Annotated in this window: 16 protein-coding genes; 3 read left to right on the top strand and 13 right to left on the bottom strand. The window is 67.7% G+C overall.

Annotation, left to right across the window (positions count from 1 at the left end):
- Positions 1-5: 5 nt before the first annotated feature.
- Entirely contained in the window at positions 6-530 is a 525-nt protein-coding gene (locus GC150_00780; GenBank protein ID MBI1383433.1) for a cyclic nucleotide-binding domain-containing protein, read from the bottom strand.
- Positions 531-815: 285 nt separating this feature from the next.
- Here GC150_00780 and GC150_00775 point away from each other — a divergent pair, with 285 nt between their 5' ends.
- The 3 genes from GC150_00775 to GC150_00765 are packed head-to-tail and all read left to right on the top strand — an operon-like array spanning position 816 to position 3,226.
- On the top strand, positions 816-2,324 hold the full coding sequence (locus tag GC150_00775) for an aldehyde dehydrogenase family protein (protein MBI1383432.1): 1,509 nt from the start codon (positions 816-818) through the stop codon (positions 2,322-2,324).
- A gap of 21 nt (positions 2,325-2,345) precedes the next feature.
- Complete coding sequence (gene cueR / locus GC150_00770) at positions 2,346-2,777, top strand: Cu(I)-responsive transcriptional regulator (protein ID MBI1383431.1); 432 nt, start codon at positions 2,346-2,348, stop codon at positions 2,775-2,777.
- The gene (locus GC150_00765) at positions 2,765-3,226 is read left to right on the top strand and encodes a DUF411 domain-containing protein (GenBank protein MBI1383430.1); all 462 of its coding nucleotides are present in this window, start codon (positions 2,765-2,767) and stop codon (positions 3,224-3,226) included. Before cueR ends, GC150_00765 begins: the two co-directional genes overlap by 13 nt.
- A gap of 19 nt (positions 3,227-3,245) precedes the next feature.
- Here the strand turns inward: GC150_00765 and GC150_00760 are convergent, their stop codons facing one another.
- The 12 genes from GC150_00760 to GC150_00705 all read right to left on the bottom strand — a co-directional run bounded on the left by GC150_00760 (position 3,246) and on the right by GC150_00705 (position 18,432).
- Positions 3,246-3,902: a DUF3726 domain-containing protein gene (locus GC150_00760; protein MBI1383429.1), complete on the bottom strand. Its 657-nt coding sequence runs from the start codon at positions 3,900-3,902 to the stop codon at positions 3,246-3,248.
- Positions 3,899-5,575, bottom strand: coding sequence for a hypothetical protein (locus tag GC150_00755; protein MBI1383428.1), 1,677 nt, complete (start codon positions 5,573-5,575; stop codon positions 3,899-3,901). Before GC150_00755 ends, GC150_00760 begins: the two co-directional genes overlap by 4 nt.
- 14 nt (positions 5,576-5,589) lie before the next feature.
- Entirely contained in the window at positions 5,590-6,576 is a 987-nt protein-coding gene (locus GC150_00750) for a membrane dipeptidase (protein ID MBI1383427.1), read from the bottom strand.
- Positions 6,577-6,624: 48 nt separating this feature from the next.
- Positions 6,625-7,584: an agmatinase gene (locus tag GC150_00745; protein MBI1383426.1), complete on the bottom strand. Its 960-nt coding sequence runs from the start codon at positions 7,582-7,584 to the stop codon at positions 6,625-6,627.
- 18 nt (positions 7,585-7,602) lie between these two features.
- Positions 7,603-8,979, bottom strand: coding sequence for an aminotransferase class III-fold pyridoxal phosphate-dependent enzyme (locus tag GC150_00740; protein MBI1383425.1), 1,377 nt, complete (start codon positions 8,977-8,979; stop codon positions 7,603-7,605).
- Entirely contained in the window at positions 8,976-10,283 is a 1,308-nt protein-coding gene (locus GC150_00735) for a hydantoinase/carbamoylase family amidase (GenBank protein MBI1383424.1), read from the bottom strand. Before GC150_00735 ends, GC150_00740 begins: the two co-directional genes overlap by 4 nt.
- A gap of 146 nt (positions 10,284-10,429) precedes the next feature.
- Positions 10,430-12,427 (bottom strand): hypothetical protein, encoded by a 1,998-nt coding sequence (locus tag GC150_00730; GenBank protein MBI1383423.1) that lies wholly within the window; start codon positions 12,425-12,427, stop codon positions 10,430-10,432.
- The gene (locus tag GC150_00725) at positions 12,403-12,660 is read right to left on the bottom strand and encodes a hypothetical protein (protein MBI1383422.1); all 258 of its coding nucleotides are present in this window, start codon (positions 12,658-12,660) and stop codon (positions 12,403-12,405) included. The genes GC150_00730 and GC150_00725 overlap by 25 nt, the downstream gene beginning before the upstream one ends.
- Before the next feature lie 85 nt (positions 12,661-12,745).
- Complete coding sequence (gene rmuC, locus GC150_00720; GenBank protein MBI1383421.1) at positions 12,746-14,053, bottom strand: DNA recombination protein RmuC; 1,308 nt, start codon at positions 14,051-14,053, stop codon at positions 12,746-12,748.
- A gap of 70 nt (positions 14,054-14,123) precedes the next feature.
- Positions 14,124-14,918, bottom strand: coding sequence for a hypothetical protein (locus tag GC150_00715; GenBank protein MBI1383420.1), 795 nt, complete (start codon positions 14,916-14,918; stop codon positions 14,124-14,126).
- Between the two features lie 101 nt (positions 14,919-15,019).
- A complete protein-coding gene (locus GC150_00710; protein MBI1383419.1) occupies positions 15,020-16,201 on the bottom strand; it encodes an SH3 domain-containing protein in 1,182 nt (393 codons plus the stop codon).
- 146 nt (positions 16,202-16,347) lie between these two features.
- The gene (locus tag GC150_00705; protein ID MBI1383418.1) at positions 16,348-18,432 is read right to left on the bottom strand and encodes an NAD(P)-binding protein; all 2,085 of its coding nucleotides are present in this window, start codon (positions 18,430-18,432) and stop codon (positions 16,348-16,350) included.
- Between the last annotated feature and the right edge of the window lie 83 nt (positions 18,433-18,515).

Below are 18,515 nucleotides of genomic sequence, written 5' to 3'. Positions count from 1 at the left end.
GCGGACTAGCGCCGCACCGTTGATTGGCTCTGGACCCAGCGCAGTCGAAGCGCAAGAATCCGCCCGAGTTCGAGAAGGATGCGACGACCGAGGTGCGGCTCCCAGGCCGCAAGCCGCTCGAACCCGTCCCGCGTCAGGCGCAGCATCCGGCCCGCCGAGGTCGCCCGAACCGTTGCGCTGCGTGGCATTCGGTCGAAAAACGCGATTTCACCGAACACTGTTCCAGTGGGCAATTGCGCGATCACCCGCCCGCCGCGCCGTTGCCCGGCCATGGACCATCCGCCGGCATCGCCATCGTCGACGAGGCCGAGCACCACTTCCGCGCTCCCCGCCTCGATGATGAAGATCGCCTCGTCGCGCTCGCCCTCACCGACCAACACTTCACCAGGTGCGAACACCTGCGCCTCGCCGTGCCGGCGGATGAGACGCCAGCCGGCCTCGTCGAGTCCCTCGAGGAAAATGTGCACGCCATCCTCGCTTCCCGTGCCGTGGCCCTTGGGCGTCGATCCGCCATTTTGCGTCTGGCTCATCGCTCAAACCTTCCGTCGTGATGCCCGCGCCGCCAGTTCACACCCGCCGCGCCAAGTCCGCGGTCATGGTGGCTCCAATCCTGATCCCACAGCCTGGCGAAGGCCTCACGACACCGTGATTGGATTTGCCAGGGCCGGATTTGCACCCGGCTGCGGATCACTTCTGCGCTCCGGTGCCGTGGCGAACGCGCAAACGACTTGGCGAGGTGGCAGTCGCGTGCTTCCCTTGCGTCGAACCCCGGAGCGGGCTCGACCTCACGCAGCAGCGCACGAGAGACCTCGGCCATGAACGCGCCCCATGCCAAAGCTGGCGTCGTCACATACAACCATTACATCGACGGCGCGTACGTCGCGCCCGCCGCAGGCGCCTGGTTCGACAGCCTGGACCCCTATTCGGGCGCCATCTGGGCCCGGATCGCACGCGGCACGGCCGAGGACGTCGAACGCGCCGCCAAGGTCGCCAAACGTGCCCTCGAAAGCGGCCCCTGGCCTTCCATGACGCCGAGCGCGCGCGGAAAGCTCATGCGCCGGCTCGGCGACCTCGTGGCCGCAAACGCCGAACGGCTCGCCGAAATCGAGGTCCGCGACAACGGAAAGCTGATGTCCGAGATGCTGGCCCAACTTCGCTACCATCCCGAGTGGTGGTACTACTATGGCGGTCTCGCCGACAAGATCGAGGGTACGGTCGTCCCGCTGGACAAGGCCGACCACTTCGCCTTCACCACCAACGAGCCCGTTGGCGTCGTCGGCGCTATCACGGCATGGAACTCGCCGCTGTTGTTCATTGCATGGAAGTGCGCCCCGGCGCTTGCCGCCGGCTGCACCGTCGTCGTCAAGCCCTCCGAGTTCACGTCCGCATCGACCCTGGAGTTCGCTGCCCTGACCAAGGAGGCCGGATTTCCGGACGGCGTCTTCAATGTCGTTGCCGGCTTCGGCCACGAGGCTGGAAAGGCGCTCGTCGAGCATCCCGACGTCGCCAAGATATCGTTCACCGGCTCCGACCGGACTGGCGCTGCCATCTACGAAGCGGCGGCCCGGTCGCTGAAGCGCGTCTCCCTCGAGCTCGGTGGCAAGTCGCCGAACATCGTCTTTGCCGACGCCGACCTCGATGCCGCCGCCGCCGGGGCGGTCTCCGGCATCTTTGCCGCCACCGGCCAGACTTGCGTCGCCGGCTCCCGGCTGCTCGTCCAGAACTCCGTGCGCGAAGCATTCACCGAAAAACTCCTCACCATCGCCCGCTCGGCCCGCATCGGCGACCCGCGTGATCCCGCGACCAACATCGGCCCGGTCACCACGCCGCCGCAGTACGCCAAGGTCCTCGAATACATTTCCATCGCCGAGGCGGAAGGCGCGCGCCGCCTGCTCGGTGGCCGCCCCGCAACGGGGCCCGGCATCACCGGCGGACAGTTCGTCGAGCCGACGATCTTCACCGACGTTCGCAACGACATGCGCATCGCCCAGGAAGAGGTTTTCGGACCGGTCCTTTCGATCATCGGCTTTTCCGACGAGGCCGATGCGGTGCGCATCGGCAACGACGTGGTCTACGGTCTCGCGGCCGGCGTATGGACCAAGGACATCGCCCGCGCGCACCGCATGGCCAAGGCCTTGAAGGCCGGCGTCGTCTGGATCAACACCTACCGCGCCATCAGCTACATGATGCCGTTCGGCGGCATCAAGCGCTCCGGGCTCGGGCGCGAGAACGGCATGGAGGCGATCCGCGAATTTCTTTCCACAAAATCCGTCTGGATCAACACCTCGGACGCTCCTGCCGCCAATCCATTCGTGATGCGCTGAGCAAGAAGCGAAAACGACACGATGAACATCTCCCAAGCCGCCGCGCGTTCCGGTCTGCCCGCCAAGACCATCCGCTACTACGAGCAGATCGGGCTCGTCGTGCCGCAGCGCCGCGCCAACGGCTACCGCGCCTATGGCAGCCGCGAGGTCGACCTTCTGGCATTCATCCACCGCGCCCGGGGCCTCGGCTTCGACATCGGCACCTGCCGCAAGCTCCTGGCCCTCTACGAGGACGGCGGGCGCGCGAGCGCGGACGTGAAATCCCTGGCCCGGGAGCATTTGTCCGACATCGAACGCAAGATGACGGAATTGCGCGCCATGGCGGACGCACTGACGCACCTCATCGAGAATTGTCACGGCGACGAGCGGCCCGACTGCCCGATCATCGCCGGCCTTGCAGGGGCCGAACCTATCGGCTGCATTTCCAAGGAGCACGACCCATGCGACTCATAGAGCGCGCGACGCTGATCGCCATGCTGATTCTCGCCGGCCAGTTTTTCGGTCTCTCCGCCACGGCGGGCGAGCGGATCGAAGTCTGGCGCCAGCCCGGGTGCGGCTGCTGCCTGAAGTGGGTCGACCATCTTCGCGCGGCCGGCTTCGAGGTCGTGGTCGACGAAGCGAGATCGATGTCCGCGGTCACCCTGCGCAAGAGCGTGCCGGAGCCGCTCCGCTCCTGCCACACCGCCAAGGTTGCCGGCTATCTCGTCGAGGGTCACGTCCCCGCACAGGACATCGCGCGCCTACTCGCCGAGCGCCCGCCAGTCGCCGGACTTGCGGTCCCGGGCATGCCGATCGGCTCCCCTGGAATGGAGGTGCCCGGCCAATCCGCGGAACCGTATGACGTGATCGCCTTCGGCGCCGATGGCCAGACGACGGTTTATTCTTCCCACACCGGTCAGTGAGTTCGGGATCGAAGGGTTGCTAGTCGTTGTCGATGTCGCCCGCCCCTGCGCCCCGCTGGCGTGAGTTCTCGTCCGCGGGCACCAAGGTGCGGGCGGCCAGCAGCGCCAGCCGTGCCCAGACCGCCTCCGCGACCTCGGCGCCGCCCCCCCGAACGGCCATCCCGGCGATCGCCTCGCTCATGGGACCATGGTGGCGCGACAGCGTCAGGCTCGCCCGCCCCGCCTCTTCGCCGTCGAGCAGCCGTGCAAGGGCCTCCCCCTTCGCGGGGCCGGCGGGTCCGACCACGATCCGCCCGAGCCCGGCCATCTCCACGGCCAGTGCAACGCCACTCTCCTCGGCCGCCACGCCGGCGAGACCCAGAACCAGCAGCGGCTCGTCGATCGGCGCCAGCACGACGCTCTCGGCCCGCGACCCGGCAAGGAGGAGATCGACGGCACTCGGCCCGTCGTGAGCGGCCCGCGCCCCGCGAAACGCCACCATCCTGCAGTGATCGGTGAACCTCCCCGGGCCCTGCACCTCGCCGATCGCCCGCGCCGCCGCACCGACCCCGTCGAGCCCGCTCCGCGTCAGCCACACCCCGGCCCGCGCCACATCCTCCGCCAGCCCGAGCGCGAGACCGGCCCCGCCCGCTGCCTTCGTCAAAACTCCTGCGATCTCGTTCAGCGATCGTCTCATTCCACTCCCTCATGAACGGGGAGCCACCAGTCGTCGGCCCGCTCGTCATCCACCTCGTCGGCGAGCGGCGCCCCCTGGAAGAGGGTGATGCGCGTCCACCGGTCCGACTTTGGATCGAATTTCGCCGCCCCGAAGAAGGCCAGCTTGCAGCGCAGGAGATCGATGGCCTCGCAGTCCTCCCCGATCAGGTTGTCGTGGATCTCGGCGTAAGGGTGCGTCGCGCTCGCTTGCACCCGGCGCGCCGCGTGGCGATGCTCGGGATGCTCCATGAGGAAAACCGCCAGAGTTGTGCCTGCGGGCGCGCCGTCGAGATCACGGGCGAGGGACTGAACCTGCCGCGCGATGTCGAGCCGCAACTCCCGTTCCGCCCCCGGTTCCTCGTGGCGGCGGCCGAGTCGGGGCTCGAGTTTCTCCTCCGACACGTACCAGAACCGTGCCGTCTCGCGGGCATCGCTGAAATCCGTCGTGAGCGCCCACGCGAATTGCTCGCCGATGAGGTCACGCAATGCTCCCAAACGCATCGCCGGATCGAGCCGCGGTCCCGCCCCACTCGCCATGCAATCCGCGAGATCGTCGACGAGGTCCCCGTTCGGCTCGAGCACGAGCGCGGCAACGAGCTCCTGCGTCTCCAGCGAACACCCCTCGGCCAGTCCGAGCAGCCGGTCGAATGCGAATGGCGCGGAAAAGAACGCTGCATCGACCCGCCGCGTGATGGTGGCGATCTCCTCGCGCGCAATTTCGATCCGTCGCATCTGGCGCGCATCCCCGACATTCCACTCCTCGAGATGTGCCCCGGCTCGTGCCAGGAGACCGCGGGTCGCCCGTGCCCGCTCCGTGTCGCAGGTCCGCACCCCGCGCACGCGCGAAAGCGCCGTTTCGCGCGCCATCATCCAATTGTTGATGAGTATGGGATGATTGACGAGAAATGGCGCCATGCCAAGACCGGTGGCATTCCCGATCCCGAGATGACGTTTGAGTCGGCGATCGAGCGTTACGGCGCGTTCCGGGCTGCGCATCCGCGCCACGTGCTCGACGAGGTCATGGGAAAAGCCACGGATCAGCCAGACCGTCAGCATCTCCCCCTGGAAGGGACCGGAAAGCTCCGGTCGCTCCACGATCCGCTCACGGTCCGCTATCCCGAACTTGCCATTGCCATAGACGGCTGTCGTGCGCATGAGATAGCCGGTGGACACGACCGCTTCCCTGTCCGGTTGCGTACCTTCAGCGAGCCTCGAGGCGACGTGCTCGAAGAGGCGGACGGATTTGTTCGCCCGGCTGAGGACGAGGTCACCCGCCTGGTAGCGCCCTGCTTCCTGGCGCGGCACCTGCGCTTCGAGCCGATCGAGATCGGCGCGCGCCGGTTCGCCGTCGACGAGCGCATAGCTCGTATCCCAGGCCTCCGCGATCACCCTGTCCGTCCGGCGCTCCGGCTCCAACGCCTGCGAGAATGCAACGAGGCTGTAGGTCCGCCCTCCGAGATCGAGCGAATAAACCGCCCTCCCATGGCCATCGCGATCGATCTCCCAGACCGGTCTGCGCACCCGCGCCCTGTCGCGCACCAGACGCCGCACCAGCGTACGCCCGAAGCTGAGGCGCGTTGGATAGGACGCCCCCATGCGCGCCAGACGCATCACCTCCCCGGGTGGGCGCAACCCCGCCGCCGGGCCGGGCATCGCCGGTGCGCGCGTCATGACCCGGTCCCTGCGAACGAAGCCTCGAAGAACCGCAGCCAGTTTCCTCCCATGATCGCCGCGACCTCCTCGACCGAGAAGCCGGCTCGCCTGAGCCCGTCGCCGATCCCTGCCAGATCGCGATTGTCGCCGAACCAGGCAGGCTGCGCCGGAAACACAGCCGGCGGGGCCGCTTCCCGTCCACTGTCGATCTGCCGCAGCCAGCGCCCGTTGCGCATCCAGGCAACGACCGAATCCGGCTGACCCTGACAGAGATCCGAACCGATCCCGAGGCGCTCGGTGCCGTAGCGCTCCGCCGCACGCGCAACCATGGAGCAAAATTCAGCCATCGTGCAGTCGGACCCGCGCGCCAAGTGATGTGGATAGAGCGAGAACCCGAGCATGCCGCCCGATTCCGCGAGCGCCCTCAAGACCGTATCGGACTTGTTCCGCACCGCCCCGTGCCACCAGTGCGGGTTCGCGTGCGTGATGGCGATCGGGCGCAAGGAAATCTCGATCGCCTCCAGCGTCGAGCGCTCTCCCGAATGGCTCATGTCGATGACCATCCCGACCCGGTTCATCTCCGCGATCACTTCACGCCCGAAGCGCGTCACTCCGGCGTCCGCGGCTTCGTAGCAGCCCGTCGCGAGCAGCGATTGGTTGTTGTAGGTGAGCTGCATGAAGCGCACGCCGAGCTGGTGCCAGATCTCCACCAGCCCTATATCTTCCTCGATCGGTGCTGGTGTCTGGAATCCGAAGAAGATGGCGGTCTTGCCCTCCGCCATGGCCCGCCGGACATCTCCACCCGTCCGCCCGTGAAAGATCAGGTCTTCGTAGCGCCTGAACCGGTCGTTCCAGGCTTCGACGTTCGCGACCGCCTCGCGGAACGTCTCGTGGTAGGCGATCGTTGCGTGCACGGCATGTACGCCGCCCTCGCGCATCTCGTGGAACACCGCCTCCGACCAGTTCGCGTACTGGAGGCAATCGATCAGCGGGCTGGTCATGTCGGGCACTCCTGCGCCGGCCCCGGGGAGGCAACTCCCCACCGCACTTCACTTGCGGGCCGCCTCGACCGCCTCGGCGATCACGCAGACCAGTTCGAACATGAGATTGGCCGCCGTCACCGACGTCACGCCAGTCGGATCGTAGCACGGGGCGACCTCGCAGATATCCGCCCCGATGACGTCGATACCGGAAAGCGCCCGCAGAATGACCTGGACGTCACGCGGCGTCAGACCACCGATTTCCGGAACCGCCGTGCCGGGACAGAACGAGGGATCGAGCCCGTCGATGTCTATGGTCACGTAGGTCGGCCCGCCTGCGAGCGTCCTTTTCATCCTCTCGATGAAAGCCGCCCGCCCCATCGCCTCGTAGTCGTCGATGGTGACGACCGTGAAGCCCGCATCGATGCCGAACTGGATGTCGTCCGGGCGAAACCGCGAGCCACGGAGCCCGACCTGCACGACCCGCGAGGGATCGATCAGTCCCTCTTCGAGACCGCGCCGCATGAAGGTCGCGTGGTTGATTTTCGTTCCGCACATCTCATCGAGCGTATCGGCGTGACTGTCGACTTGCAGTATGCCGACGGGTCCGCCCGCCGCGAGCGCCCGCAGGATCGGCGTCGGGATGGTGTGATCGCCGCCGATCGCCACTGGACGGATGTCGAGCGATTTCAACTCGGCAAAGAAGGCCTGGATCGCCTCGATCGAGCGATCCTTGTCGAGCGGGTTGACCGGCGCATCGCCGAGATCGGCGATGTTGCAGAGTTCATAGGGTTCCGTCCCACTGGTCGGATGCGCCATGCGGATCAGCCGGCTGGCGTGCCGAACCGCCCCCGGCGCCTCACGCGGCCCGCCGCGATAGTTGAGTCCGATGTCGAACGGCACGCCGACCAGTCCGATATCGATCTCCGAATTCATCTCGACGCGCCGCGTCCTGAGGAACGTCGCGACATCCGAGAATCGCGGCACGATGGACGCATCGACCGGACGGTACTTGGGATCGGCCATAATTTCTCCTCCGGCAGATGATCACGCGGCTCTGCGCGCCATGTAGGGCGCCGCCCGGGTCTCGAAATCGGTGAGCGTCAGATCGAGACGGCGCACCATTTCGTCGCACTCTTCCTCGGTGATGGTAAGGGGTGGTGCAACGATGAACCAGTCCCCGTTGCGCCCGTTCGCCGTGCGTCGCGTATAGATGATGAGCCCGTGCTCTAGTCCCGAAATGCGCACTTCCTCGGTGGGAGAGAATTCGACCGGAAATCTGCCTTTGCTCTCCTTGTCGGTCACGAGTTCGACGGCGAGCAGGAGCCCGGCACCACGCACGTCACCGACCGAAGGGTGACGCTCCGCGAGCGCTTCGAGACGCCGCTTGAGCGTGCGGCCACGCTCGCCCGCCGCCGAAACGAGATCCCCCCGCTCGTATTCGTCCAGCACCGCGAGCCCCGTCGCGCAGGCGATCGGGTTGGCGCAGTACGTGTGCGAGAGGTTGAACCCGGTCAACCCGGCGAGTTCGTCCACCATCTTCGCCGGCGCGAGCGTCGCGGACAGCGGTGCATAGCCCGAGCCCAGCCCCTTGGCGAGCACGACGATGTCGGCATGCCCCTTCGGCCAGGCATGGCTGGCCAGGAAATGCCCGGTCCGCCCCGTGCCGCAGAGAATTTCGTCGTAGACGAGGTAGATGTCGTGGCGCGAGCAAATCTCCCTGACCTTGTTGACGTAGTCCTCCATCAGCGGTTGTGCGCCCGTCGCCAGACCACCGACCGGCTCGGCGACGAAACACAGGACGTTGTCCGCCCCGAGTTCCTTGATCTTTTCCTCCAACGCGTTCGCACACGCCATCCGGTACGTTTCTTGCGTGTGGTTGGCGGGCACCCGGTACTGGAACGGCGCCGGAACATGCTCCGCCTTGATGCCGAAACCGTCCAGGAACGGGTCCATGGCCTCGTCGCCGCTGACCCCGAGAAGGGCCACCGTTCCGCCGTGGTAGGACGGTGAGAGGGAGATGATCTTGCGCTTTTGGGGCCGGCCTGTCGCGACCACGTACTGGCGCAGGAATTTTATCGCGATCTCCATCGATTCCGAGCCGCCCGAAGCGAGACAGACGCGCTCGTAGCCGGGCCCCGCGAGCTTTGCGATGCGCTCGGCGAGATCGATGTTCGGCTGGTGGCGGGCAACCCGTGTATAGGCGAAATCCATGGTCCGTGCCTGCCGCGCCATCGCTTCGGCGACGCGCGCGTTGCCGTGTCCGATGTTGCTGACGACCGGACCCGAGGAGACGTCGATGTACTCGCGGCCGCCGTCGTCCCACATGCGCACACCCTCGGCCTTGACGATGAGCGGCAGCGGCACACGGTTCGAACGGGATGAAAAGAGATCCTGCGGCCCGCCGATCGGATAGTCGGTCATGCATGCTCCCCGAAGTCGATTTCGCCTTGCGCTGCCGCGAGCAGCGCGTTCGCCAGCACTTCAGCCCCGGCCGCCACGTGCTCCGGCTCGGCGTGCTCGGCCTCGTTGTGGCTGATCCCGTCGCGGCAGGGAATGAAGATCATCGCCGTCGGCAGGAAGCGCGCGACGTTGCAGGCATCGTGTCCGGCCCCGGTATACATCCGCCTGTAGGGCTTGGCGGTGGCGCGCGCCGCAGCCTCGACCGCATCCGCGAGCGACCGGGAGAAGTCGAGGGGAGGAATGTAAATCCGCTCGGCGAGGGAAATCGAAAGGTGCATGCGCGCCGCGATCTCGCGCGCCGCCTCGCGCAATTCGCGGTCCATCTCGCTCAGAACGGCATCGAGCGGATGGCGCAGGTCCGCCGAGAACGCCACGCGCCCGGGTATCGTGTTGGGCGAGTTCGGGAAAACCTCGACGCGCCCGACCGTGCCGCAGCCCATCTCGTGCGACCGTGCGATCCGCTCGACCTCGAGGACGATCCGACTCGTGCCGACGAGCGCGTCGCGCCGCGCCGCCATCGGCGTCGGCCCCGCATGGGCCTCACGCCCGACGAGTTCGATGTCGTACCAGCGCTGACCCTGCGTGGCATCGACGACACCGATCCACTCACCGGCCGCTTCCAGAACCGGGCCCTGCTCGATGTGCGCCTCGAGATAGCAGAGCGGCCGGGCGCCGACCATCATCGGTGCGCTCCCCGCATAACCGATCTCCCCGAGCGCCTCCCCGATCGACCAGCCGCCGCGCGGCTCACGCATGGCGAGCGCCTCATCGAGCCCGATGAGCCCGGTCCACACCGCCGAGCCGATCATCGGCTTGAAGATGCAGCCCTCCTCGTTCGTCCAGTTGACGATGTCGATCGGATGGCGCGTTTCGATGCCGGCATCGTTCATCGCGCGAACGGCCTCGAGCGCCGCCAGCACACCGAACGGACCATCGAATTTGCCGCCGGTCGGCTGGCTGTCGAGGTGGCTTCCGGCCATCGCGGCAGGCGCCTCGATCAGGCGCCCCGGGCGACGGGCGAACATGTTGCCGAACGGATCGACCCGCACCGAGCAGCCCGCCTCAGTCGCCCAGCGCGCGAAGAGATCGCGCGCCTGGCGGTCGAGGTCGGAGAACGCGATGCGATTGACGCCACCCTTTGCGGTCGCCCCGATCCGCGCCATCTCCATGAGGCTTGCCCAGAGCCGCTCGCCGTCGATCCGCAACCCCATCGTCCATCCACCTTGCCGCCGCAATGCCCGATCGCCGGCCATGCTGGCGCGCATTGCCGGCCGCGGCAAGGTGCAATCTGATCTCCCGGCCAGTCCCGAACTCGGCGAGTGCAAGGCCGAGCGGATCGCTCGATGCCGGTCACCCGACCGCCAGGACCATGGCGATCGGTGTCACGTCATCGCCCCTTGGGACCACCGGATCAGAGGCCGCACTGCGCTGTGAACCCGGTGCCGTGGACGGTGGAGAAGGCTTTGGCGCAAAGCCCACTGCGCTTTTTTGCAGGCGCACGGGTTGTTGCGGCCGATCGCCTCGGCGTGGTTTGCGTCGCGGTTCGGGTCCGTGTGGGGGCACTGGCCTTCTTCGGCCGGTTCGGCGCGGTTGCCCGCGCAGCGCGGGGCGCCGTCGGCGTGTAGCACTTGCCGCGGCTGTTGCGCTTTTGACCGGAAGCGCAGGCCGCGACGGTCTGACGCTTCGGAGCGGCCTGCCGTGCCGCCCGCGAGGGCGTGCTCGTGCTCGGAGCCGCGGCCTCCTGGTCCGGCTCGCAGAGCCCCGTTTCGGCACCCGCCACCAGCTCGATCAACTCCTCGCTCGGCTCCACATCTCCGGCATCGTCATCCTCGATCTCCTCGAGAAAGCGCGTCATCGCCCGACGACCTTGCCGACCCCAGATCCCATCGGCACGGCCTTTGAGGCACCCGACCCGTTGCAGCTCGGTTTGCAGCCGCACCACGAGATCACGCTGGGCGTCGGCATCGAGCGCAGCCGCAGCCGGGATCTGACGGTCATTCTCGCCGCCCTGCGACGAGGCCGTGTCGGCCGCCGCCAACTGCGAACCACCCGGTTGCCCGGCTGCGGCTGCCCCGCCACTGGCGCTCGCATTCAGCGCCGCCAGCCGTTCACCGAGCTGCTTACGGCCCCGCTCGCAGGTCGCGACCTCGAGGAATGCCGTGATCTGCTCGCGCGTGCCCGAACTGGCGAGTTGTTCGGTGAGCGGCGCCTCGTCGGCGCAGAAGGCGTCGCGCCGCTTGATCTCGGCGAGCCGCGCCCGCAACGGATCGCGCTCGGGACAGTAGACGCAGGTCGCAAGATAACCGTCGATCTCGGCGACATCGTCGGTCGTCGCCAGCAGTGCCGCCCGGAGCCGTTCGCGCTGCTTGCGCCGCTCGGTGGTCAGCCACCTCGGCGTCGCCGCGAGTCCCTCGACGAGCACGTCGTCATCCGCGAGCCCGACGAAATCCGGCGTCTGCACCACCCCCGGCTGAACGCTCGCCAGCCGGCGCGCCATGCGGGCATCGACGAAGTCCCGCAATTCGCGCGCCGTGACCTGCCCGTCGCCATTGCCGGAATAGCTCGGATCATCCGCCTCGCCATGCATGCCGGCGACCAGCGCATCCGTGAACACGCTCATCCCGTGGTCGCCGTCCCAGACCGCGAACTGATCCCCTCTCGCGGCGGCCATGACGACGAGATCGCCCGAGACTTCCGTCAGATGCCGCGAGAGCACGACGGGCGCGCCATGCAACGGCGCGCTACGATCCTTGATCAGGTCGCCAACGTGGGAACGGCCGGAAAAGCAACTCTCGAGGAACACGGTTATGGTGCCTTCCGGCATCGCCTCGCGCTTGAGGCGGCGCAATTGGCCGAGGAACTGATCGAGCGCGAACCCCGTCTCCTCGAGCGCGCCGGGAACGGAATCGACGCCGAGCAGGTACGGCACCGAACTCTGACCGTCGGCGGCGGCCTCGCGCGAGCCATGCCCGGCGAAATAGACGAAGAGTTCGGCCTTGCTGCCGCGCACCAGCCCCGGGAGCCGCCCGAGGCCGCGTTCGCCGCCCATCAGCGCGCGCATCTCCCCGAGCGTGGCATTGTCGAGCCGGAGCACGTTGCGCCGTGCAACCCCGTGCACGTTGACGAGCATCTCGGTCACCGCATCGGCATCGCTCGCGGCGTATTTCACGTCGTCGGCGACGCGATAGTCGGAGTTGGCGATGACGATGGCGTATTTCTCCGCCGATGCGGGAGCGGTGGCGAACAGCGCGGCAGCGGAAACGAGGACAGGCAGGATCTTGCGAAGCATCTGCAGCATAGTCCTTCTCGGAACGGAGCGTGCGCAAGTCGATCGGAAGGACCACAGCTTATCACATCGCAGGCCTCTGCTCCAGCCTGCGCCGGCTATTCGAGCGTGTCGGCGCAACATCCCGACCACGTCGGATCGGATCGAACGGGAAGCGGCGGCGCCACGATCGCAACATTGCGCTCGGCGATGAGCCGCTCGATCACGTGCCTGAGGACGAGACGCGGAGCAGGAGCCATGATGACGTGCGCTGGCGGTGCTGGCGGCACCATCTCGATCCCCTTGGCGGGAAGGTCCGTCGCCTGACCGACCAGCATGGCGACGGCGAGATCTGAAACGCGAAGGGTCCTAGGCACGTGGTGTCCTCCCGTGGCAAGGCAATCGATAGGTGTTGCATCACCATTGGAAGCGCGAGACCGATCGGCGAGCCCTACCGTGGTCTCACACGGCCTTCGCCAAGAGGCGCGGGTCGCCGCCCGTCGCGACGTCGGCCACCACTTCGCCCGGACCCCCCTCGTCCAGTTCCAGCGCCTCGATGCGGGCCCCTCGCGATACGATCCGCCCAGCCGAGGTCGAGACCTTTTCCAGCGAGCGCTGCGCCTGACCGAACTGGCGCTCGAGATCGCTGATCCGCTCGGCGAGCCGCGCCACGTCCTCCAGCATTAGCGTCACCTCGCGCTGGATGGCACCAGCCGCCTCGCGCACCTTCACGTCCTTGAGGATCGCCTGCATGGTCTGAACCGCGAGCATGAGCATGTTGGGCGAGACGATGAAGACGTGCGCCCGGTGCGCCTTCTGGATGAGGTCGGGAAACTGCTCGTGCAGGTCCGCATAGGCCGCCTCCGACGGCACGAACATCAGTGCCGTCTCCTGGGTCTCGCCTGCGATGAGATACTTGCCGGCGATCTCCTCGATATGGCGGCCGACCGCCTGACGCACCGCCGCCGCGGCCCGCCGATCCTCCTCCGGCGTCGTCGCCTGCCGCAAGGCCTCGAACCCCTCGAGCGGGAACTTGGCATCGACCACGATCCCGGCGGCCGCGTTCGGCAGTCGGATGAGACAATCCGGCCGCTTGCCGTTGGAAAGCGTCGCCTGGAAACTGTAGGCGCTGGCCGGCAGCGCATCCTGAATGATGGTCTCCATACGCACTTGCCCGAAGGCGCCGCGTGCCTGCTTGTTGGCGAGCACGTTCTGCAGCGAGACCACGCGACCGGAGAGTTCGGCGAGGCTCTGCTGCGCCCGGTCGATCACGGCGAGACGTTCGGCGAGCTGCTCGAGATGGCTGCCGGTGCCTTCGCTCGAGGCCGTGAGGCCGGTTGCGAGCCGGCTCGTCGCCTCGCCGAGCTGGCGGTCCATTTCGGTGCGCGTTTCCTTGAGACTGCGAACCATTTCGCTCGTCACATGGTCGAGTCGGGCATCGAGGGTCGTTGCGAGGTCGGCCTGATGGCGGGCGCCGAGTTCGGCCATTGCCCCGATCCGACCGCGCAGTTCCACGATCTGCTCGGCGAGCGCCTGGTTGGTGCGCAGGAGTTGGGCCGAGAGTGCCCGTTCCTCCGCCTCGCGGCCAGCATGCCGGCGAGCGCGCGCCGAAAGGGCGAGCCCGGCCAGCAGGAGCGCCGCCAACAGCAGCAGGATCGCGGCCACCGGCCAGACCATGCCGGACGCCAGGAACGTCCCGAACGCCTGCCGGATCTCACCGAAATGCGCGCCGAACTCGCGCCCGAGGCGCTCGATGGTTTCGCTGTCCATCCCCCGCAGCTAGCAGATTCGCGAGCAGCCACCGAAACCCGATCGACGACGCCCGCCCGCGCGGCCCCCATCAGCGCCCGGCGCCGTGGCACTTGTCCACCAGACCACGATCGCCCTGCGGCAGGATCGCAACCGCCGTCGCCCCCGGCACGACGAACGCATCGAGCGCCGTCATCGTTTCATCCGAGATCGCGACGCACCCGGACGTCCCCGATTTCGGCGACCGCCAGAGATGGATGAAGATGCACGAGCCCCCGACCTGCTCCCGGCTCGTGGGAAAATCAACCAGATAGCCGCGGCGATAGAGCGGGATGGACCACATGCGCTCGCCCGTGACGCCCTTTCCGGCCATCGCCGTCGGAACGATCCGGTTGTAGTGGGCCGACGAGATGTCGTCGACGCAATAGCTCTGCTCGGCTCGAAGGCGCAGGTAGTTCGGCCCCGCCTCGTCGCCGAAGCCGAATCGCCGGTCGAGTGCGAAGACTCCGGCCGGTGCCCGTCCGTCACCTTCCCGCTTGACGGGCTCGCGCCGGGCCTCGGCGAACCGCCTCAACGGCCAGCTCCAGCCGAGCCCCTTTCGTCCGATCCGGGCGGGAAACGAGCGACCGACCCGCCGCCACGCGAGGCTCTCGGAATCTCGCTCCAGCAACTCGAGGCGGGCGGCCGATGTCGAGAAATGATCCACCGTCACCAGCACGAGCCGATTCATGGCAATGAGCCAGGATGGGCAGAGCGCCGTTGCGGCGTCGTCCCGCGTTTCGATGGTCGCATCCGGCGTCTGCACAGCCCCCGCCGCATGCGGCGTCCTGATGGGCACCGGCGGCCCTTCGGCCGGAGTCGTTCCGGCCAGCGCGATCGACGTCATCAGAGCCGCCCCGCCCGCCAACCCGACAAGCAAGTGGGCCCGCCCACGCCATTGCGATGCGGAGAGCCGTGTCCCCTGGGTCGTGCGCCCCTCGGACCACCTCAGTCGGCCAACTCCCTGCAGCATCTGATCCAGTTCCCATGCGCCCAGCCCAGCGTGCCGTCACGCAACTGCACCTGCAGCCAGGCCCCGCTCCGATCGATCACCGTGAAAGGCGTGCCCTCCGGCATCTTCATGATCCGTCGGCCGCTGGACGACGAGGGCCGGGTCCGCAGTGCCAGCCAGTCGTCCGGCGGATTGACGGGCCCGACGTAGTGGTAGCTACGGGTGCGTGGCGGCTGCGCAACCGGCGCACCGAAGCTCGAGCCGCCGCCCGAATTGCTTCCCGAACTGGCGCTTCCCCCGCCCGATCCCGAGCCACCCGAGCCGCCGCTGCTCGTCCCGCCCCCGGCATTCGCCAGCGCTGCGATGATGTCGTTGGCCGCCTGGACCTGGAGCGTGCAGCTCGGGTTTTCCCGCACGAAGGTCCGATAGCCGTCGACGGTTCCGCGTGCCCGGGCCTGCTGCCAAGCCCCATCGCAGGCTGCCCCGTCGAGCCGCGTCACCGCCGCCTGCGCTTCGCCCGCCTGCGGACAATCACCGAAGAAGCTCATGAAGAAGCGATAGCCCTCCGCGGTGTTGATGGCCGTTGCCTTCGACCAGCCGTCGAGGCAGCGCGGATCGACCGGCGCCACGATCGGCACGGCGACGTTGAACGGACGCACGCAGGTGTATTGCCCCGTGCCCGACGAGGGATCGTTGGCCCACATCACCACTTCGAGGCGCGTCTCCTGCGCCGTCACCTCCAGGGGCCGGAGCAGGATCGTCACCTCGGCATTGCGCGCCGCCTCGTCGAGCCGCGCCATCCGGATGACCGCATCGGTGTCGAACGCGCCTTGCGATCCGGCGATGGTCTGGAAGGCCGGCGCCACGGTGATGCGGTTGCGCGTGCCGCTGCCGAGCTTGTCGGAGAGCGTGTTGAGCATGCGCGAGCGCTCGATATCCGGCAATGTCACGCCGCCCGCCTCGACGCCGAGCACGTGCACGTGCCGCTGATATTTCGGCTCCTTGAAGCACTCCTGCGCGAACTGCAGACCGAGCACCCGGTTGATGACGTTCTCCGTCCAGTCGGCACGGGCTGCGATAGGATCCGCGAATTGCGCCGAAAGGACGCCGACGGCCAACACGACGCACCGCGCCGCGATCACCAGCCCCCGCGTTCGCAACCATGCAACAACGCTCACCAGCACCTCCGTTCGATGGTCATTCGCCTCGACGCGACTGTGCCCGCAGGCGGACCCACCCGGCAACGAGGCGCCAGCGCTCGTCGGCACTCTAGCCGTCGGCTTGCCAACCGGCAAACCGAAGCGCGCCCGGCTCAGGCCGTGCCTCACATGACGTGGCAGAGCCGCAAGGCGTCGAGCACCGCGACATGGATGTTGCGGCTCGCGACCGCATCCCCGATCCGGTGCAGCTCGAAGCCATCGTCACGCATGGCCGGTTGCGGCCGCGCCGCGATGAGGGCATCGAGATCCGTCACCCCATCGTTGCGCGATCCGGCACGCAGGCCCTCGAACACCTCCGAGACCGGCAACGTACCGCTTTCGACCACGACCCGATCCGCCTCGATGTCGATCGGCTTGTTCGTGAGGTCGCTGCGTAGATGCGCCACCAGCCGGTTGCCCCTGCGCTCGACGCCCTCGAGCCGCACCTCGCCGCGCCAGGCGATCTCGAGTTCGGTCAGCCGCCGCCGCCAGATCGCCCGCTCCGCATAACCCATCTCGGCCACCGGTTGCACATCGAAGCTGGCGATCGAAACCGCCTGGCCCGCCGCCTGGAGCCGTTCGGCAACGGTCGGCGCCACATGCCGGCCTGTACCATCGAAGATCAGCGTTTCGCCGCCCGGCGCCGGCGTCTCGGTCAGCGCCGTCCAGGCATCGTGGCAGTGCTCACCGCCCGGCAGCCAGCCGAGATCGGGCATGCCGCCGGTCGCGATCAGCACGATGTCCGGTGCCATGGCGACCACGTCGTCGGGCTCGGCGAAGGTATTGAGCCTGAGATCGACTCCGAGCCGCTGCAATTCCGCGACCCGCCAGTCGATGATGCCGATCACGTCCTTGCGCCAGCTCGCCTTGACCGCCAGCAGCACCTGACCGCCCGCCCGGTCGGCCGCTTCGAGCACCACCACCTCGTGGCCCCGCTCGCCCAGCACCCGCGCGGCCTCGAGCCCGGCCGGCCCCGCTCCGACGATCACCGCCTTGCGGCGTGGCCCGCTCGCGGGCGTGATGATGTGCGGCAGCTTCAACTCGCGCCCCGATGCGGCATTGTGCACGCACGAGGGTCGCGTCTCGCCCATGCAATAGGTCATGCCGATGCAGGGGCGCACGCGGTCCTCCTCGCCCCGCTCGAGCTTGCGCACGAGATAAGGGTCCGCGATGTGCGCACGCGTCATCGCCGCCATGTCGATCAACCCTTCGGTGATCGCGTATCGTGCGGTCGCGAGGTCGATGATCCGCGCGGCATGGAACACCGGCAACTTGACCTCGCGCCGGAACGCCCCGGCCTTCTTGAGCCACGGCGCGATCGGCGAAGCCATGCCCGGCATGTTGTCGACGGCGAGCGCGATCTCGGTATCCATGCGCCCGTAGATGGCATTGAAGAAATCGAGGAGGCCGCTCGCCTCGAAGCGGTGCGCCATCTCGAGGCACTCATCGAACGAGAGGCCCTCCTCGTAGCCTTCGTCGACCACGAAGCGCAGGCCGACGAGGAAATCGTCGCCGACCCGCCGGCGGATCTCCTCGTGCACCTCGAGCCCGAAGCGGCAGCGGTTCTCGAGCGAGCCGCCATAACCGTCCGTGCGCTTGTTGGTGAGCGGCGAAAGGAATTGGCCGATGAGGTGGCCGCCAGCCAGCGTCTCGATGCCGTCGAGCCCGCCCTCCTTGCAACGCCATGCCGCATCGCCGTAGGCCTTGACGACCCGGCGGATGTCGTGCGCGTCCATCTCGCGCGGAATGGCCCGGTGCGCCGTCTCGCGGATCGGCGACGGCGCGATCATCGCCAAGAGATTCTCTTTGTAGTTGTCGCCCCGTCGGCCGAGGTGCGTGATCTGCACCATGAGGGCGGCACCGTGCCGGTGCATCCGCTCGGAGAAGCGCTGGAAGTGGGCGATGCAGGCGTCCGTGCCGACGTTCAATTGCTGGAAGGTGTTGGGGCTGTCCGGCGCGACGTTCGAGGAGCCGCCGAACATCGAGAGCGCGATGCCGCCCTTGGCCTTTTCCTCATGGTAGGCTTGGTAGCGCTCGAGCGCGAGCCCGCCCTCCTCGAGGCCGCAGGCATGGCTCGTGCTCATGATGCGGTTCTTGAGCGTCAGATGCTTGATCCGCAGCGGCTGGAGCAGAGGGTCGCTCGCGCGTGCGCCGCCCTGGCCCGCACCCTTTCCGCCCACCGCCGAACCACTCACGCCTGTCGTCGCCATGTCACCGATGCTCCCGGCCGATGTGAAGGGCGCGAGAGTTGCCCGCCGCCCGCTGAATTGCAAGCAGCACTACCCCTCGGGGC

The sequence above is a fragment of the Hyphomicrobiales bacterium genome (assembly GCA_016125495.1).
In the GTDB taxonomy this organism is placed as follows: domain Bacteria; phylum Pseudomonadota; class Alphaproteobacteria; order Rhizobiales; family RI-29; genus RI-29.
Note: the sequence above shows the minus strand (reverse complement) of the source record. Positions and strands in the feature narration are given on the sequence as shown.

Coding starts and splice junctions, on each gene's coding strand:
- GC150_00780 (MBI1383433.1), bottom strand. CDS start 530: ATGAGCCAGACGCAAAATGGCGGATCGACGCCCAAGGGCCACGGCACG.
- GC150_00760 (MBI1383429.1), bottom strand. CDS start 3,902: ATGAGACGATCGCTGAACGAGATCGCAGGAGTTTTGACGAAGGCAGCG.
- GC150_00755 (MBI1383428.1), bottom strand. CDS start 5,575: ATGCCCGGCCCGGCGGCGGGGTTGCGCCCACCCGGGGAGGTGATGCGT.
- GC150_00775 (MBI1383432.1), top strand. CDS start 816: ATGAACGCGCCCCATGCCAAAGCTGGCGTCGTCACATACAACCATTAC.
- GC150_00765 (MBI1383430.1), top strand. CDS start 2,765: ATGCGACTCATAGAGCGCGCGACGCTGATCGCCATGCTGATTCTCGCC.
- GC150_00735 (MBI1383424.1), bottom strand. CDS start 10,283: ATGCGCGCCAGCATGGCCGGCGATCGGGCATTGCGGCGGCAAGGTGGA.
- GC150_00750 (MBI1383427.1), bottom strand. CDS start 6,576: ATGACCAGCCCGCTGATCGATTGCCTCCAGTACGCGAACTGGTCGGAG.
- GC150_00715 (MBI1383420.1), bottom strand. CDS start 14,918: ATGACGTCGATCGCGCTGGCCGGAACGACTCCGGCCGAAGGGCCGCCG.
- GC150_00730 (MBI1383423.1), bottom strand. CDS start 12,427: ATGTTGCGCCGACACGCTCGAATAGCCGGCGCAGGCTGGAGCAGAGGC.
- rmuC (MBI1383421.1), bottom strand. CDS start 14,053: ATGGACAGCGAAACCATCGAGCGCCTCGGGCGCGAGTTCGGCGCGCAT.
- GC150_00740 (MBI1383425.1), bottom strand. CDS start 8,979: ATGACCGACTATCCGATCGGCGGGCCGCAGGATCTCTTTTCATCCCGT.
- cueR (MBI1383431.1), top strand. CDS start 2,346: ATGAACATCTCCCAAGCCGCCGCGCGTTCCGGTCTGCCCGCCAAGACC.
- GC150_00705 (MBI1383418.1), bottom strand. CDS start 18,432: ATGGCGACGACAGGCGTGAGTGGTTCGGCGGTGGGCGGAAAGGGTGCG.